The organism is Rickettsiella endosymbiont of Dermanyssus gallinae (assembly GCF_019285595.1).
In the GTDB taxonomy this organism is placed as follows: Bacteria; Pseudomonadota; Gammaproteobacteria; order Diplorickettsiales; family Diplorickettsiaceae; genus Rickettsiella_B.
This window is the reverse complement of record NZ_CP079094.1, coordinates 369,895-387,692: the sequence shown is the minus strand read 5'-3', so window position 1 is coordinate 387,692 and position 17,798 is coordinate 369,895. Positions and strand designations below refer to the sequence as shown.

Here is a 17,798-nt window from a genome sequence, read left to right as displayed (position 1 = left end):
AAGTACTTTGCCCAAGTTTTAGCACCGTTATCGCCGTTTGTAGCAACTAACCGCTATGTAAAGCTCGACAAAATCTTATCTGCTTATACTATTATGCTTGTCTAAAACATGCAATTAGTTTACTAAGCTAGTTGATTTTAATTAAATACCCCTAGAAAAATGACTGTGCAAACAACTTAGGTTTGATTTGTGCGCCATTACGTTGGATAATCGCAGCATCTGGCACTATTTTCCGGGTTTATAATCACAGCAATGGGATTTTCGGCAAGGCGCTGCGAAGTGAGCAGCCTTCGTTCCTGTGAGAATACATGAGGATTGCGAACTGAGCGGGAACACAACCGATGTCAAGTACGAAGCGTATATAAAAGTAAAACAAGAGTAAAAGTTTATGCCTGACCTAAGCCACAAAGGCTCACACCTCTACTGGAAACAGTATCAAGACCCTATGATCTACCGTGTCTTAAGCTTCATGGAAAGTGTTGAGCAGTGGACCAAAGACGGCGATTCATCTTTAGAAGCAGCGCTTACCCAATTAGGACAAGAGATTGATGAACTTGACAAGGTTGATCTCGATAAACTAGGTCGCCAAGCGTTATTTATTCGTCTAGGTAATCATTTAGGCATGACGCGTACCCTACGTTTGTTGCAAGCACTAGATACCTCGCATCCCGGCTCTGCGGCTAAATTATTAATTCATGCCGAAGAAACCAGTGATAACCCAGAAGACGAAGCCGGCCTATTTCTACGTCGAAATATCGCCTTTGAGCGTTTACGGTTGCTAGCACGGGTTTTTTCACAGGATCGTCTTAGTTTAGTTTTAAAAGCATTAGAAGGTGAATGATGATAAAAATACAAATGCTTATGTTATCGGCGGTCTTTAGTTTTTTAGCGACGCCTTTGGTTGCCCATGCGGACAACAAACAAGATCCCTTACAAAGCTATAGGGATGAAATTAAACGTATGGAAGCAAATGCTTCGCAAACGGTGCTCGATCAACTCAAAGCGAACGAATCAAATGCGCCTTCGAACTCGATTCCTCGTCAATCGGCTCCCGCACCGCTTCCGCAATCTCCTATTTCAAACAACGACAAAGCTTTTTCTCCCCCTACTGCGACACAAAATAATGCTGCACCTAAGTCGAGTAACGACAATAATCCTTGGTTAAAGCCAAATCCTTGGGAAGCACAAGCACACGTAAACCCCTGGGCAAATGCACCCATTCCCAGTGCTGGCAGTACAACAGCGCCCATTGCACCACCTCCACCTCCCCCGAATATATTTGCGCCGCCTCACCCTACGGTGAGCGCACCGAATAAAACAACCAACAATAATCCAAACCGTTAAACGAGGAATTTTTTTATGCCTGTAAAATCAATAATAAAAAACACTATTTTAAGTGTTACGCTCGCTACCCTCAGTGTTAGCATGCCTATGCTGAGCTATGCAGACACACCTGCACCACCACCCGCTGACTCAGGCGTCCAAAACTTGGTTGCTGGTTTTGGTTCTTCGGCAATCCAAAGTAAGTTAATGAACACAGCACCTCCAGGAAATGACATCACAACGTTCACAGGTACTGCACAGGCAGCTTACTTACTTTCCCCCAACTCACCGTTAGTGGGACCACTCACGAAAAATTTATTGGGCCAAATCGCAAATCTAGGAAAAGATAACGCAAACGATGCACTGTCTTTCACATGGAACCCTAATTCAAAAGCGAATCCCAAGTTAGACAAAGAACCCATCAAGTCGGTTGATGTTAATAGCCTGCTCCAGCCTATGACCTACAATGATGTAGAAGCAACACAAGCTAAAAATGTTATCGATGCCCTCAGTGGCGCATTAGCACCGCTGGATACTGTTAACTTTAACCGGCTCATCGCTAATTTAAGTGGCGATAAAAATACTAATTTAAAAGCGACCCTGAATCAAAAACAAAACCAAGAATATCTTTCTGCCTTACGTAGTTATATTGCTACACAAACAGTTGCCGTCAGCAATCTTTATCAAATCTATGCGGAACGCCAAGCGATTGATACCAGTGGGCTTAGTCCGCAGCTAAAGGATGCGATCAAAGTCGTTGCTGACCAAACCAAACAAAAAACAGTTAGTCCGCTGCAACTTGAAAACTTCATGGCAACACGCCGTATTCTTGATAAAAGTTGGTACGATAATTTAATTAAAGAAAATCCTGCGACTTTACAACGTGAGCAAGTTCAGTTGTTAGCTGAAAACTTAGCAGAAAGTTACCGAACTCGGATGACAACAGAACGTTTACTCGCTACTATGTCAGTCTTGGTATTAGAATTAAACCAACAAATCCGTGTTCAACTACAAGGTCAAATACAAACTATTAGTAATCCCCCACAAAAATAGGGGATGTGCTGTACCACGAGATGGACTTTAAAAAAAAGTATCCTTTATTACATTCTATTGATACACCGAAACAGTTGCGCACATTGGATGCGTCGCAACTGCTTCAATTAGCGATTGAACTCAGAACGTTTCTTATCGAAACCCTTAATCAGTGCGGCGGTCATTTTGCCGCTAATTTAGGCACAGTAGAATTAACCATTGCATTACATACGGTTTTCAATACCCCTGATGATGATTTAGTGTGGGATGTTGGACACCAAGCTTACCCGCATAAAATTCTTACTGGTCGGCGCGATCAGCTAGGGACCATTCGTAAAACTTTTGGTTTAGCGCCCTTTCCCTCTCGGCAAGAAAGTGAATTTGATAGTTTTGGCGTCGGTCATTCGAGCACCTCGATTAGTGCAGCCTTGGGCATGAGCATGGCAGCTAAGCAACAAAAAACGGGACATAAAGCCATTGCAGTCATTGGTGATGGCGCAATGACAGCAGGAACCGCTTTCGAAGCCTTAAATCATGCCGGCGATATTCATGCGGATTTATTAGTGGTATTGAATGATAATGATATGTCCATTTCAAATAACGTGGGCGCTTTATCTAATTACTTCGCGCGCATCTTATCCAGTAAACTGTATACGAGCGTTAGAGAAGGCAGTAAAAAAGTTTTAGAGGCGATACCGACGGTACGTGAATTTGCTAAACGTACTGAAGAACATGTAAAAGGCATGTTGATCCCAGGTACCTTGTTTGAAGAATTAGGATTTAACTATATTGGACCACTTGATGGTCACGATCTTCCAGTCCTGATCAGCACCTTAAGCAATTTGCGTCAGTTGTCGGGGCCTCAACTATTACATGTCGTCACGACAAAAGGAAAAGGTTTTCCAGCTGCCGAAGCTGATCCTATCGCCTACCATGCCGTCAGCCCGAACTTTTTAACTAAACCAACAACCCCTTCTTCAAAAACAAAACCACTGACTTATTCTAAGGTGTTTGGCCAATGGATTTGTGACATGGCCGCGCTGGATGAACGTTTAATTGCTATTACGCCTGCTATGCGTGAAGGATCTGATCTGGTTGAATTTTCAAAACGCTACCCAGATAGATATTACGATGTGGGTATTGCCGAGCAACATGCCGTTACCTTTGCTGCCGGGCTTGCCTGCAAAGGACAAAAACCCATTGTGGCTATTTACTCTACTTTCTTACAACGTGCTTATGATCAGCTGATTCATGATGTAGCACTACAGAATTTACCGGTACTTTTTGCGATTGATAGAGCCGGCATTGTGGGCGGTGATGGACCCACACACCAAGGCTGTTTTGATTTATCGTATCTACGCTGCATTCCTAATCTCACGATTATGACACCCAGCGACGAAAATGAATTATATCAAATGCTGTATAGCGGTTTTCAACAATCCACGCCCTGTGCTATCCGTTATCCACGAGGATGCGGCCCGGGCGTTGCTATAAACAAAGCGATGTACGCTATTCCCCTAGGAAAAGCAGAAATTAAGCGCAAAGGACTCAATATTGCTTTATTGGTTTTTGGCTCGTTGTTACAACCAGCGCTTGCCGTCGCAGAAAAACTGAATGCAACTGTTGTTAACGTGCGCTTTGTCAAACCCTTAGACACTGTATTACTTAAGCAATTAGCCAGTACGCATAGCTTATTCGTCACACTAGAAGAAAATGTGATCGCTGGGGGTGCCGGTAGTGCGGTTGGCGAATATTGTCAGCAACAACGCTTGGACTGTGATCTACTCTCTCTAGGGTTACCCGACACATTCGTAGAACATGGCGACCCGAGCGAATTATTATCTCAAGCCGGTCTAGATATAGCTGGCATCCTGGCGGCTATAGAACAGCGACTGGCGAAGCAGCCTGCTTTTTAGTAAAGTGGGGTCATTTTTATAGCACTGCCCAGCCAAGTTTTGGGTGGTATTAAATGCGAATCTCGTGTCTCATCTCAAGATTCAAGGTAACGATTTTTAATTATGATCGCAAAACTTTTAAGTAAATTTATCCCTAGCCGCAACCAGCGTCTTCTACAAGAATGTCAAAAAACCATAGCGGCAATTAATCACTTAGAACCTAATCTACAGGCTTTATCTGATACTGAACTGCAAGCTAAAACCACCGAATTCAAAAGCCGCCTAAGTGATGGCTGTGCTTTAGATGAATTACTGGTAGAAGCCTTTGCGGTGGTTCGAGAAGCGAGTAGCCGCGTGCTTGGCATGCGCCACTTTGACGTGCAATTAATCGGCGGCATGGTATTACACAACGGTAAAATTGCTGAAATGCGTACCGGTGAAGGTAAAACCTTAGTCGCCACGCTTCCCGCTTATTTAAATGCTTTAAGTGGAAACGGTGTGCATATCGTTACCGTTAATGATTATCTCGCTAAACGCGATGCACAATGGATGAATCCGCTTTATACCTTTTTAGGATTAAGTACTGGCGTTATCGTCTCTGATTTGCCATTACCGGAAAGACAAGCCGCCTATGCGGCCGATATCGTTTATGGAACCAATAATGAGTTTGGCTTTGATTATCTACGCGATAACATGGCTTTTTCTTTAGCAGAAAAATCACAACGCATTTTAAATTTCGCCATTGTTGATGAAGTCGATTCTATTTTGATCGACGAAGCGCGCACCCCTTTAATCATTTCCGGTGCTAGCGAAGAAAGCTCCGAGCTTTACATTAAAATTAATCAACTCATTCCTGCACTCACTTTACGAAAAGAAGAAACGGGCCCGGGTGATTTTTATCTGGATGAAAAAACTAAACAAGCCCATTTAACCGAAGAAGGCCACCAGAACTTAGAACAGCTTTTGGTAAAACAAGGTTTACTTAATGAAGGTGAAAACCTTTACCATCTGAATAACATTGGCTTAATGCAGCATGTTAATGCGGCTTTGCGTGCCCATTATTTATTTCAATGTGATGTTGATTATATTGTACAAAACAATCAAGTTGTTATTGTTGATGAACATACCGGCCGTTTAATGAGCGGACGACGTTGGTCAGATGGACTGCATCAAGCAGTAGAAGCCAAAGAAAAAGCAGATATCCAAAACGAAAATCAAACCTTAGCATCGATCACCTTCCAAAATTATTTTCGTCTTTATCACAAATTGGCGGGAATGACTGGAACAGCCGATACAGAAGCGTATGAATTCCAACAAATTTATCATTTAGAAGTGGTTGTTATCCCTACGCATTTACCTGTTTCTAGGCAAGATTTACCGGATCAAATCTATCTCACCACCGAAGAAAAGTTTGTCTCTATTATTGATGATATAAAAGCGTGTAGAGAACGAAAACAGCCGGTACTGGTAGGAACTGCATCCATAGAAACCTCAGAATATCTCTCACGTTTATTAGATAAAGAAAAGATTCCGCATCAAGTACTCAATGCTAAGTTTCATGAGAAAGAAGCACAAATTATTGCAGAAGCGGGCCGCCCTGGCACAGTAACGATTGCAACCAATATGGCAGGACGAGGAACCGATATTGTTTTAGGCGGTAATCTCAAAACAGAACTTGCCAATTTACCCGCCAATACATCGGATGAAGACATAGAACAACACAAAATAGAATGGCAAAAACGCCATGATGATGTGATTGCTGCCGGCGGCTTACATATTATTGGTAGTGAACGACACGAATCGCGCCGTATTGATAATCAGTTACGTGGTCGCTCAGGCCGCCAAGGCGACCCTGGTTCTTCTCGTTTCTACTTATCGTTACACGATAATCTCATGCGTATTTTTGCGTCAGATCGTGTTGCGATGGTCATGCAAAAATTAGGCATGCAAGCCGGTGAATCCATTGAGCATCGCTGGATTACTCGCGCCATCGAAAATGCGCAACGTAAAGTAGAAGGCCGTAATTTTGATATTCGTAAACAATTATTAGAATTTGATAATGTCGCTAACGAACAACGTAAAGTTATTTATGAACAACGTAATGAGTTATTGGCAACCGAAGATATTTCACCCATTATCAAAAACTTATGGGCGGATGTACTGAATGCGACCATTGATCAATTCATTCCACCACAAAGTCTAGAAGAGCAATGGGATATCCCCGGCTTAGAAAGTCGATTGCAGCAAGATTTTACACTGAGATTACCATTACAAAGCTGGTTAAACGATCCAAACTGCACTGAAGAAGACTTACGCCAAAAAATAGTGACTGCTACAGAAACCGCGTATGCAGAAAAAGAAAAACAAGTAGGCAGTGCTACCTTGCGCCAGATCGAAAAAACATTGATGTTGCAAACACTGGATAATTTATGGAAAGACCATCTCGCCGCCATGGATCATTTACGCCAAGGAATCCATTTACGGGGTTATGCGCAGAAGAATCCAAAACAAGAATACAAACGTGAGTCTTTTACTCTTTTTGCTTCGCTGTTAGATCAATTAAAATATCAAGTCATTAGTCTGTTGAGCTGTCTACAAATACAAACGGCCGAAGATGCAGAACGCTTAGAAGAGCAACGTAGACAACAAATGCCACAGTTACTTGATTTCCAACATCCTAACTCCATCAATACCGGCGCTGAAAGCGATGATTTGGAAAACACTAAACAGCAGACTGCCCAACGTAATCTGAATAAAACCGGTAGAAACGAAGCGTGCCCCTGCGGTTCAGGGAAAAAGTATAAACATTGTCATGGCCAATTAAACTAATATGTCACAACCACAAATTATTATTAAAACAGCCGAAGAAATTGAGAAAATGCGCGTAGCCGGCAAGTTAGCTGCTGAAGTCCTAGAAATGATAGCGCCTTATGTCAAACCCGGCATCACAACCAATGAATTAGACCAAATTTGTCACGATTACATCGTCAATGTACAAAATGCAATTCCTGCACCATTGAATTATCGTGGATTCCCTAAGTCTATCTGTACGTCTGTCAATCACCAAATCTGCCACGGCATTCCTAGCGAACGCGTTTTAAAAGACGGTGATATTATCAATATTGATGTCACTGTCATTAAGGATCACTACCACGGTGATACCAGTAAAATGTTTCTTCTAGGTAAACCTTCTATCTTGGCGCAACGTCTATGCCGTGTAACTCAAGAATGTTTATATCGTGGCATTCGTTTAGTCAAACCAGGAGCCTATTTAGGTGATATTGGAGCTAGCATTCAAAAATATGCCGAATCAGAAGGTTTTTCTGTTGTTCGCGAATATTGTGGCCATGGTATAGGACGAATTTTTCATGAAGACCTGCAAGTATTACACTACGGCCATCCTGGCACGGGCGTTCAATTAGTTCCTGGCATGACCTTCACCATTGAACCAATGATCAATGCAGGAAAACGCTATACAAAACAATTACCTGATGGCTGGACGGTGGTAACAAAAGATCACAGTTTATCCGCACAATGGGAACACACCTTAGCTGTTACTGAAACAGGGTATGAAATATTAACCCTACGTGCAGAAGAAAAATCCTCTTTTATCTAGGGGTAGAAAACGTATCTCCTAAAAATGAAAGATGCTGTTTAGCTGATTCTATAATTGAGCTTACTAGGCTATCATCATCTTGTATTTTTTGTTTGTTAGTTAATATCTGTGTTGCGTCGCTATAACCAGGTCCCCATAGCTTTTTATTGTCTTTAATATCTTGATAAATAGATATTAAAGGCTTATTGAATGCTGCCGCAATATGCACAATTGATGTGTCTGGCGAGATGACTAAATCTGAATTTGATATGATTGATACGGTGTGAAAAATAGACTTTGGGCGATAAATTTTGGCATTTTTAAATAAAAACGGGTCAATTTTTTTCTCATAATCCAATAGAATAACATTAACTTTATTAAAAATACTGTCAATTTTATTTACTATTTCTTGAACTTGTTCCAAAGGTAAACATCGGCGCTCCGCGCCAGCAAATAGATTTAAAATAATATTTCTATTGCCTGCACCCATATGGTTTAAATATTCCTTTACTTCATCGTCTATGACTGAAGGGTAATGAATATTATAGTTACCATTATCAAAAATAATATTTTCACCGTAGTGATTTAACCAACGACACTTATTAAACCCTAAGGTATTTTTAGGATTGATTTTTTTTAATAATGATGCCCTGTGCATTGGTGTATTAAATAACGAAGGATCAACCACTAAATCATAATTATTTTCTATCAGTTGCTCAATGACGTTAGCGGGTACATTATGCTTAAAGCTATGTTCAAAATCATTTAAAGATATACTATTTGCAATATATATATTACGAACATATGGATTGTATTGTAATATTACGGCGTTTGAATTTGTAACTAAAATATCAATGGCATAATCAGCTAATGATAAATTTTTAATAAGCAACGTATCAACTATAACATCGCCAAGCTTCCCTTGGTTACAAAGAAGTAAAATGCTTTTAACTGAGTTAATATCTAATTCGACCTTATTTCTTTTATCCCATATCAATTTAGTAATAAATAGGCGTGTAAGATATCTAAATCTTTTGATTAAAAGATTGCGCTTACGATTCCAAGCTCTGATTGTTGCAAACTTTTTCTTATTCATATCAGTGATTTTGGTTGGTATATCTCATATAGGGCTACAATAGCCTATTTTGCCAGCATTCTTACATAAATAGGTCAATGGGGACTCTACCACGGTAATGCTACTAACTCACCAGAACAGTCTATAAGCGCTGGCAACAACGCGGCTATCCCCGAACTGGCCAGCAAAACATTGATTTACCCTACCCAAACTTATATGCTCCAGTCTCTAAACGATAAGTTTGAATAAAATAATAAGAGTAAATGTATGCTAAAGCGCTTAATTGCCATCTTTTTTTTAGGGGTATTGGCCCTCACGCTCATCAGCTGCGACCTCCTTCATAGCAGTAAACCCGCTAGACCCCCTGTTGTGGTGGGTGCTGTTCAGGCCGTACTACAACCTTGGCAGGAGACCATTCAAGCCGTTGCTAGCTTATCGGCTAGCCAAGGGATTATCATTAAACCTGAAACCAGTGGCCGTATTACCGCTATTTACTTCCGATCCGGTGAAACCGTTAAAGCAGGCGATCCACTGCTGCAGCTTAACCCAGCTATGTTACAAGCAAAATTTGATGCCGCTAAAGCCCAAACTGAACTAAGTGCGGCTGATTATGCAAGAGCATCTGCCCTTTTTAAACAGAAGGTATTTGCTAAAGCCGACCTAGATAAAGCCTTAGCAAGCTATCGTGCCAATCAAGCCCAGCAAGCCCAAGCCCAAGCGGCGCTTGATCAAACGCTTATTCGAGCGCCTTTTAGCGGTCGATTAGGTCTGCGTTTAGTGGACCAAGGCGATTATATCGACCCCAGTAAACCTGTTACTAATTTAGATGCCATCGACCCGCTACGTGTTGATTTTAAAATCCCAGGTATAGACGCCAGCAAGGTAACCGCAGGAACAAAAGTGATCATCCATAGCGATGCCTACCCCAACCAAGGTTTTCTAGCGACGGTCTATGCGGTCGATTCGCAAATAGACGCGGATACTCGAAGTTTGGGTGTACGTGCAAGCCTTGGTAACAGCAAACAACAATTATTACCCGGTGCTTTTGTGAATGTCTCTGTACAAGTCGCTCAACCACAATCATTAACCACCGTCCCTGAAACCGCTGTTAATAATGATGAAGCCGGTAGTTATGTCTACCGAATCATCGATCATAAAGCCGTTAAAACACTTGTCAGCGTTGCTTTTCAACGTGATGGAAAAATCGCGTTAAGCACGGGATTAAAAGAAGGCGAACAGGTTATTAGCGTGGGTGGTTTTAAGGTGCTCGATAAAGCACCGGTCATCGTTGGGAAGTAATTGCCATGAAATTCACTGAACTTTTCATTCGCAAACCCGTACTAAGCCTTGTCGTAAGCTTACTGATCCTCTTAGTCGGTATTAAATCCTTTTTCTTATTACCGGTTAGCCAATATCCTTTAATTTCCCCCTCTGTTATTACGGTAAGCACCAGCTATCCTGGCGCACCTTCTGAATTGATGGAAGGCTTTGTTACGACGCCTTTAGAAAATGCCCTGGGCGGTATTCAAGGTATTGATGTTATACATTCGAAAAGCAAACAAGGCAGCAGTCAAATTACCTTACAATTTAAGCTAGGGTATGATCTGACTAAAGCCATGTCTGATGTCAGTAATGCGGTGGCTTCTGTGCGTAAACAGCTGCCTAAAGCCGTACTGGATCCGGTTATTGATACAAAAGACCCTAATGCCGATCCTACACTTTTCATTTCTTTTTCCAGCAAAACAATGGTACCAGCTGCCATTTCTGATTATCTAAGCCGCGTTATACAGCCACAACTGCAAAACATACCCGGCGTCAGCCAAGCACAGATATTTAGTAGTAATACCTATGCGATGCGTTTATGGTTAGATCCACAAAAAATGGCTGCACATCATGTTACCGCTATGGATATTACCAACGCGTTAGCTCAAAATAATGTTCAAGCGGCACCCGGTAATTTACGCACGCCCTGGGAAACGATTAAGATTGATGCCAACACCGATATGACCTCGGCGGGACAATTTAATAATCTTGTTATTCAAAATAAAAATAATTATCTTGTCCGCCTCTCTGATGTAGGACATGCCGTATTAGGCGTACAATCCGATCAAATGGATGCCGCTGTTAAAGGTAATCACCAAGCCATTATCATCGGGATTATTCCGCTTTCTACTGCCAATCCACTCACCGTTGCAAACGCAGTAAAAGCTTTATTACCGCAATTACAAGACAATATACCCAGCGATATCAAAATTCATATTGTATGGGACTCTTCAAAATTTATTTCTGAATCCGTACACGACGTTAAACGCACCTTTTTTGAAGCCTGTCTTTTTGTATTCATTGTCATTTTTCTATTCTTAGGTACGTTACGTGCCACGTTAATCCCTTTAGTTACGATTCCTTTATCTATTCTTGGCGTGTGTACCGCCATGTTAGTCTTAGGTTATACACTCAATACATTAACCTTATTAGCCTGGATTTTAGCGATAGGTTTAGTCGTCGATGACGCCATTGTGGTATTAGAAAATATTCATCGACATATTGAACAAGGACTTACGCCTTTTAAAGCCTCGATCGTTGGTGCAAAAGAAATCGGCTTCGCTATCATTGCCATGACAATAACCTTAGCCGCCGTCTATGCACCGATTGGCTTTATCAATGATATGACCGGCATATTGTTTAGGGAGTTTGCCTTTACCTTAGCCGCTTCCGTTATTATCTCAGGCTTTGTCGCTTTAACCTTATCACCCATGATGTGCTCCAAGTTACTGAGTCACTCAGCGAAACCATGGCCATTTATGGTGAAAATTGAATCACTGTTAAATCGCTTAACACAGGCTTATAAACAAGCCTTAACACTGATGTTAAAACGCCGCAAACTGGTATTAAGTTTAGCGGCCATCATCTATGTGGCTTGTTTTGCACTATTTAAAAGTTTACCTGCCGAATTAGCACCGGCTGAAGATCAAGGCGTTATCATCACCTCCGCAACAGGCCCTACTTCGGCTAATTTAGCGTATATGAAAAAATATATGGCGCAGGTCGAAGCGATTTATAAAACAATACCCGAAGTTGCTACCTACATCACCATAACAGGCATGCCTACCCTGAATGGTGGATTATCTTTTTTAATTCTTAAACCTTGGAATGAACGAAATACGTCTAGCCAAGCAATTATACAATCATTATTTAAACGCTTTTGGGCCATTACCGGCATACAAGCCTTTCCTTTTAATCCACCGGCATTGCCAGGATCAACAGGACATGCGCCATTAAATATTGTCCTCAAAAGCACTGACAGTTATCTTTCGCTCAATCAACTCGCCAAAAAATTACAGGTAGCTGTAGCACAAGATAATCCGCGTATTTTAGGCCTGCAATCCAATTTAAATTTGGATATGAAGCAAGTCGATATCCATGTTAATAAAGATAAAGCGATTGCATTGGGTATTTCGATGAGTGACATTGCCAATAGTTTAAATATTCTTATTGGCGAACCACAAAGTAGTGTTTTTAATTGGAATGGACGTAGTTATCAAGTTATTCCTCAACTTTACCGTAACTACATGAGTGCGAGTGAGCAACTTAAAGAACTCTATGTACGTAGCCAAAGTCAAAAGCTCATTCCTTTGGCTAACATCGTTAGTTTACAGTCCTCCGTATCTGCACAGAGCCTCAATCATTTTCAACAACTTCGTGCCGTCACACTCAGTGGAAATTTAGCACCGGGCTATACCGTAGGCGAAGCAGTTAATTATTTAGACCAATTAAGTAAAAAAGTTTTACCTAAAACAGTACAAATCGATTTTGATGGTGAAACACGCCAGTTTATGCAATCAGGAAATAGCATGGAACAAACGTTCTTGTTTGCACTGATCTTTATCTTTTTAGTATTGGCTGCCCAATTTGAAAGTTTTAGGGCACCATTTATTATTTTACTCACGGTTCCGCTCTCATTAACCGGTGCTTTACTGGCGCTTCACCTCACCGGGGGCACCTTAAATATCTATACTCAAATTGGGCTCGTAACATTAATTGGTTTAATTACCAAACACGGTATTTTAATTGTTGAATTCGCCAATCAATTAAAAAAGAAAGAAACACTTTTACTTAATGAAGCGGTGATAGAAGCCGCATCCTTACGTTTACGCCCGATCCTAATGACCACCGCGGCTATGTTATTAGCTGCAGTCCCACTTGCCTTAGCCAAAGGGGTAGGCGCTCATGCGCGAAACCAACTAGGCTGGGTTATATTAGGTGGTATGGCGATAGGAACTTTCTTTACCTTGTTTATTCTTCCCGTCATGTACACGCTAGTCTATGCGAAAAAACCGTCGGTTATCCCAACAACCGATAGCGGCTCTGAAGAAAAACAAGAATCGCTTGATCATACGCAATAACTCCGCCAATATTAAAGTTAATCGCTAGGTGTTACACACAACACCTAGCATTTTATATGCTTTTATATTATTCAGGCGTTAACCCCCATGAAGACATTACAACCGCTCATTGAAGATGCTTATAAAAAAATAAGCCAAATTAATCCTGAAAAAATCGACACGGCCACAAAAAAAGCTATATTAGAGACTATAGAATTACTTGATAACGGCACGCTTCGTGTTGCTGAAAAAAAAGATCAGCGTTGGGTAGTACATCAGTGGTTAAAACAAGCTATTTTATTATCCTTTCGCATTTCTTCTAATCAAATATTCGATGCGGGTTATACACAATATTTCGATAAAATCCCTTTAAAATACGCAAATAACAATCTGCAACAATTACAAGCTCAACAAGTACGCATTGTGCCGAATAGCTGTGTACGCAAGGGTGCTTTTATCGGTAAAAATACCATTCTCATGCCCTCCTTTGTCAACATCGGCGCTTATGTAGATGAAGGCAGCATGGTAGATACTTGGGCAACTGTAGGTTCCTGTGCACAAATTGGCAAAAATGTACATCTTTCTGGCGGTGTAGGTATTGGCGGTGTATTAGAGCCATTACAAGCAAACCCAACTATTATAGAAGATAATTGTTTTATTGGCGCACGCTCAGAAATTGTCGAAGGCGTTATTGTTGAAGAAAATAGTGTTATTGGTATGGGCGTTTTTATAGGCCAAAGCACACCGATTTATAATCGGGCAAGCAATGAAATAAGTTATGCGCGTGTTCCCAGTGGATCCGTCATCGTCGCTGGCAGCTTACCGTCTAAAACGGGACATTGTCATCTCAATTGTGCGGTTATTGTAAAACAAATTGATAAAAAAACACGAGAAAAAGTAGCCATTAATGAATTATTAAGGGACTCATGAGAAATAAGCAAACACCTCCACTAGAAGTACAGCTCAAACGATACTTTTGGTTGATTATGTTTTTGCAGCTCTTTCTATGGAGTTTTTTGCCGGCTTTTATTAGGCATTCCACGACACATGATCTCATCGAGGCGCTTACTTGGGGACGTCAGTTTGAATGGGGATACGAGAAAAATCCCTTTTTAGTCGGCATTCTAGCGCATCTAGGCGGATTATTTGGCAACAGTGGTTTTGGCATTTATCTTATTCAACAATTATTCATTCTTTTAGGTGTATGGTCAACCAAGCAATTAACCTTTGAGCTTACCCATAACAGAAGTTATGCTTTTATTAGTGCCACGGCGGTGCTGCTTTATTTTTTTTATAATTTCGAAGTTCAGCTGAATAATGATAATTATATTTTACAAGGATTATTGCCGCTTTCTGCATTATGCTTCTATCGCGGCGTAAAAAATAATGATCTAAAACAATGGTTTTTTTCTGCCGCTAGCTTAGCTTTAGCCACATTAGCAAAATACAGCGCTATTCTTTTTTTTCCTTTGTATATTTTATATTTATTATTTTCTAAACAAGGCAAAAAATATTTATTTTCCAGTAAACCTTATCTTGCTTTTTTACTTTATAGCCTGGTGCTTTTACCTCATCTGATCTGGCTTCATCATCAAAGCTTTCATGCCCTACACTATGCATTCTTAGAAAGAGGCGAATTACAGCAATTAACTAACTTAGCGTATCTACGTAATAACTTATCTTCCTTATTATCTATTTTCTTAGAAACACTTCCTGGATTATTGGCCATATTAATCGCTATTGAATATAAAGCCGGTGCTACTGTTAAATTATTAGATCCTGACGGTCAATTTTTTAGTTGTTTACTGGGCCTGGGCCCCATCATCCTTCTATTCATGTTGGCCAGTGTATTAGGCTTTTTGATACGCACAGAATGGTTCATGCCATTCTTAAGTTTTTTAGGCACCGCTTTTTTTGTTACTTTTCAACCCGCGACTTCAAGGCGCTCCATCACCCGATACATCGTATTTCTTATTGCGCTGATGTTAACAACTGGTTTTGTCTATATTATGGTTTCCAAAAAAAGAACTGCCATTTATTACCCTGGACCAGAAATAGCAAAATTTGCCACGCAATTATGGCATACGCAGTACAAAACAAAACTGGCTTATGTTGCAGGTAGTCGCTACACAGCCGGTTACATTGCTTTTTACTCAGCTGATAAACCACAGGTTTGGATTGACTGGAATAGTAAAAAATCACCTTGGGTCGATATAAATACACTACGTTGTAAAGGAGGATTATTTGTTATTGAAAGCTCTAATGATAAATCACACAACAATAATGATTTCTCTCCTATACTACATCAGCAATTCCCAAGGCTTCGCAATGTCCCCGTACAAGATTTTCAATGGCACCGAAACCCTAAAAATCAACCACCCATAAAAATACACTTTGCACTTCTTCCTCCTAATAAAGCTTACTGTCATTTAATCAATAATTAAGAGACTCATGAAAAACAAACAGACACTCCCACTGGAAATACAACTCAAACGATACTTTTGGTTGATTATGCTTTTACAGCTCTTGCTATGGAGCTTTTTGCCAGTTTTTATTCGACACACGATTGGTAATGATTTAATTGAAGCACTCACCTGGGGTCATCAATTCCAATGGGGTTACGATAAAAACCCCTTTCTACCCGGTATGCTCGCACACCTAGGTGGCCTACTTGGCTTCAATGGTTTTGGTGTTTACTTCATTCAGCAATTATTTATCCTGCTGGGTGTTTGGTCAGTAAGAGCATTGACCTTTGATCTGACTAATAATTCCGCTTCTGCCTTTATTGCTGCCGTCGCCTTATTACTTTGTAGCGCTTACAACGTTGATGTACAGATATATAATGATAACTATATTTTACAAGGATTATTGCCACTCTCTGTATTATTCTTCTATCGTGGTGTAAAAAATAATGATTTGAAATACTGGCTTTTTTCCGCGGCTATCTTAGCATTAGCCACCTTAGCAAAATACAGTGCGATTCTTCTTCTACCACTTTATGCACTTTATCTTTTACTTTCATCTGAACGTAAAAAACATTATTTTTCCGCAAAACCCTATTTAGCATTACTACTCTACGGTTTAGTATTATTACCCAATCTTATTTGGCTTTATCAACAAGATTTTAATGCCCTCAGTTATGCATTTTTAGCGAGGGGTTTACTCAACCAATTAGGCTATTTACAGTACTTAAATAATAACTTGGATTTTTTATTAAATTTTTTAATCATAATCCTTCCTAGCCTGTTTGCTCTATTAGTTGTCATAGAATATAAAAAAAACGTAAATAATATTCCTGTACCATCGTCTATTACGTCTGATGCTTATTTATATAGTTTTTTAATGGGCTTAGGACCGATTGTTTTACTTTTCATACTCGCTAGTTTGCTGAGTTTTTCTCTACATAGAGAATGGGGCAGTACCTTTATCAGTTTTTTAGGCAGCGCTTTCTTTATCTTTTTTAAACCGAGGATTTCGCAACGTTCTATTAACCGATTTACGATATTTATAGTCACCGTGATGTTAAGTTTTGGACTCGGTTATATGATTGTTTCTTTAAAGAATGATAGCGGTGCTTACCCCGGCTCCGAAATAGCAAAAGCCGCCACTCAAGTGTGGCATTCCCATTATGCCGAAAAACTCGCTTATGTTGCAGGGGATCGCTATACCGCCGGCTATATCGGTTATTATTCAGCCGATAAACCACAAGTTTGGATGGAATGGAATGCCAGTACTTCGCCTTGGATTGATAAGAAAAAATTGCGTTGCAAAGGTGCTCTATTCGTTATTGAAAGTGGACACACCGTTCAACATTTTTTTAAGGGAACACAGTTTCCAAGCTTTGTACGCAATCAATTTGCAAACCTGATTCAACTCCCTGAACAATCATTTGCTTGGTACCGCAATCATACGCAACAAAACCCTATACAAGTCCGCTTTGCACTGCTTCCGCCAGATAAAAATTATTGTAATTAATATTAAGAAAAACGATTAAGGCAAGTAAAGGAAACAAGACTTTAATTCAATGGTGTCGAAGGCGGGACTCGAACCCGCACAGCTTGCGCCACTACCCCCTCAAGATAGCGTGTCTACCAATTCCACCACTTCGACAATCAAATAAAAACCTTATGAACTAGAATTTCCTGTTGTTTGAATAGGCTCTTCCTGATTGGGAAGTGTGCCGCTATTAACTTGGGCAGGTAATTGCTGCGCTAAGCTCGCTAATTTATGGATAGGATCCTGTTTAACACGGTGTCCTGCTACATAACCTAAGGAAAGGCTACTGACAAAAAATAGTAGCGCAAATAACCCGGTTAATTTAAATAAAAAAGAACTGGAGCCTTGGCTACCAAACACGGTAGACGAAGCACCACTTCCAAAGTTAGCACCCATTTCTGCCCCTTTACCTTGCTGCAATAAGACCAAAGTAACCAGTGCAATGGAAACAAGTACATGAAATAAAACTAAGAGTTGCTGTAACATAGAGTTAGATTATA

General features: G+C 40.5%; 13 protein-coding genes and 1 tRNA gene. 11 read left to right on the top strand and 3 right to left on the bottom strand.

What is annotated here, in order from left to right:
• Window positions 1–388 precede the first annotated feature (388 nt).
• The 6 genes from icmW to map all read left to right on the top strand — a co-directional run bounded on the left by icmW (window position 389) and on the right by map (window position 7,866).
• The gene (gene icmW / locus KX723_RS01940) at window positions 389–841 is read left to right on the top strand and encodes a type IVB secretion system protein IcmW (RefSeq protein ID WP_218814428.1); all 453 of its coding nucleotides are present in this window, start codon (window positions 389–391) and stop codon (window positions 839–841) included.
• The gene (locus KX723_RS01935; protein WP_218814427.1) at window positions 838–1,344 is read left to right on the top strand and encodes a hypothetical protein; all 507 of its coding nucleotides are present in this window, start codon (window positions 838–840) and stop codon (window positions 1,342–1,344) included. Before icmW ends, KX723_RS01935 begins: the two co-directional genes overlap by 4 nt.
• 15 nt (window positions 1,345–1,359) lie before the next feature.
• Window positions 1,360–2,376, top strand: a complete 1,017-nt coding sequence (locus KX723_RS01930) for a hypothetical protein (protein ID WP_218814426.1) — start codon at window positions 1,360–1,362, stop codon at window positions 2,374–2,376.
• 20 nt (window positions 2,377–2,396) lie between these two features.
• Window positions 2,397–4,271 (top strand): 1-deoxy-D-xylulose-5-phosphate synthase, encoded by a 1,875-nt coding sequence (dxs, locus tag KX723_RS01925; RefSeq protein WP_218814425.1) that lies wholly within the window; start codon window positions 2,397–2,399, stop codon window positions 4,269–4,271.
• Between the two features lie 102 nt (window positions 4,272–4,373).
• Window positions 4,374–7,079, top strand: coding sequence for a preprotein translocase subunit SecA (gene secA / locus KX723_RS01920; protein ID WP_218814424.1), 2,706 nt, complete (start codon window positions 4,374–4,376; stop codon window positions 7,077–7,079).
• 1 nt (window position 7,080) lies between these two features.
• Complete coding sequence (gene map / locus KX723_RS01915) at window positions 7,081–7,866, top strand: type I methionyl aminopeptidase (RefSeq protein ID WP_218814423.1); 786 nt, start codon at window positions 7,081–7,083, stop codon at window positions 7,864–7,866.
• Here map and KX723_RS01910 read toward each other — a convergent pair.
• Window positions 7,859–8,941, bottom strand: a complete 1,083-nt coding sequence (locus KX723_RS01910; RefSeq protein WP_218814422.1) for a glycosyltransferase family 9 protein — start codon at window positions 8,939–8,941, stop codon at window positions 7,859–7,861. The two genes, map and KX723_RS01910, sit on opposite strands and share 8 nt — an antisense overlap.
• Before the next feature lie 246 nt (window positions 8,942–9,187).
• Between KX723_RS01910 and KX723_RS01905 the strand changes: the two genes are divergently transcribed.
• From KX723_RS01905 to KX723_RS01885, 5 genes are all read left to right on the top strand, one after another.
• On the top strand, window positions 9,188–10,219 hold the full coding sequence (locus KX723_RS01905) for an efflux RND transporter periplasmic adaptor subunit (protein ID WP_218814421.1): 1,032 nt from the start codon (window positions 9,188–9,190) through the stop codon (window positions 10,217–10,219).
• A 5-nt stretch (window positions 10,220–10,224) separates the two neighbouring features.
• Window positions 10,225–13,323 carry an efflux RND transporter permease subunit gene (locus tag KX723_RS01900; RefSeq protein WP_218814420.1) on the top strand — a complete coding sequence of 1,033 codons (3,099 nt, stop codon included), beginning with the start codon at window positions 10,225–10,227 and terminating at the stop codon, window positions 13,321–13,323.
• An 87-nt stretch (window positions 13,324–13,410) separates the two neighbouring features.
• Window positions 13,411–14,232, top strand: a complete 822-nt coding sequence (gene dapD, locus KX723_RS01895; protein WP_218814419.1) for a 2,3,4,5-tetrahydropyridine-2,6-dicarboxylate N-succinyltransferase — start codon at window positions 13,411–13,413, stop codon at window positions 14,230–14,232.
• The gene (locus KX723_RS01890) at window positions 14,229–15,746 is read left to right on the top strand and encodes a glycosyltransferase family 39 protein (protein ID WP_218814418.1); all 1,518 of its coding nucleotides are present in this window, start codon (window positions 14,229–14,231) and stop codon (window positions 15,744–15,746) included. The genes dapD and KX723_RS01890 overlap by 4 nt, the downstream gene beginning before the upstream one ends.
• A gap of 7 nt (window positions 15,747–15,753) precedes the next feature.
• Window positions 15,754–17,277, top strand: coding sequence for a glycosyltransferase family 39 protein (locus KX723_RS01885; RefSeq protein ID WP_218814417.1), 1,524 nt, complete (start codon window positions 15,754–15,756; stop codon window positions 17,275–17,277).
• A 50-nt stretch (window positions 17,278–17,327) separates the two neighbouring features.
• Here the strand turns inward: KX723_RS01885 and KX723_RS01880 are convergent.
• Together KX723_RS01880 and secG are read right to left on the bottom strand one after the other, a co-directional pair.
• Window positions 17,328–17,412 (bottom strand) — tRNA-Leu (locus tag KX723_RS01880).
• Window positions 17,413–17,427: 15 nt separating this feature from the next.
• The gene (gene secG, locus KX723_RS01875; RefSeq protein WP_218814416.1) at window positions 17,428–17,784 is read right to left on the bottom strand and encodes a preprotein translocase subunit SecG; all 357 of its coding nucleotides are present in this window, start codon (window positions 17,782–17,784) and stop codon (window positions 17,428–17,430) included.
• Between the last annotated feature and the right edge of the window lie 14 nt (window positions 17,785–17,798).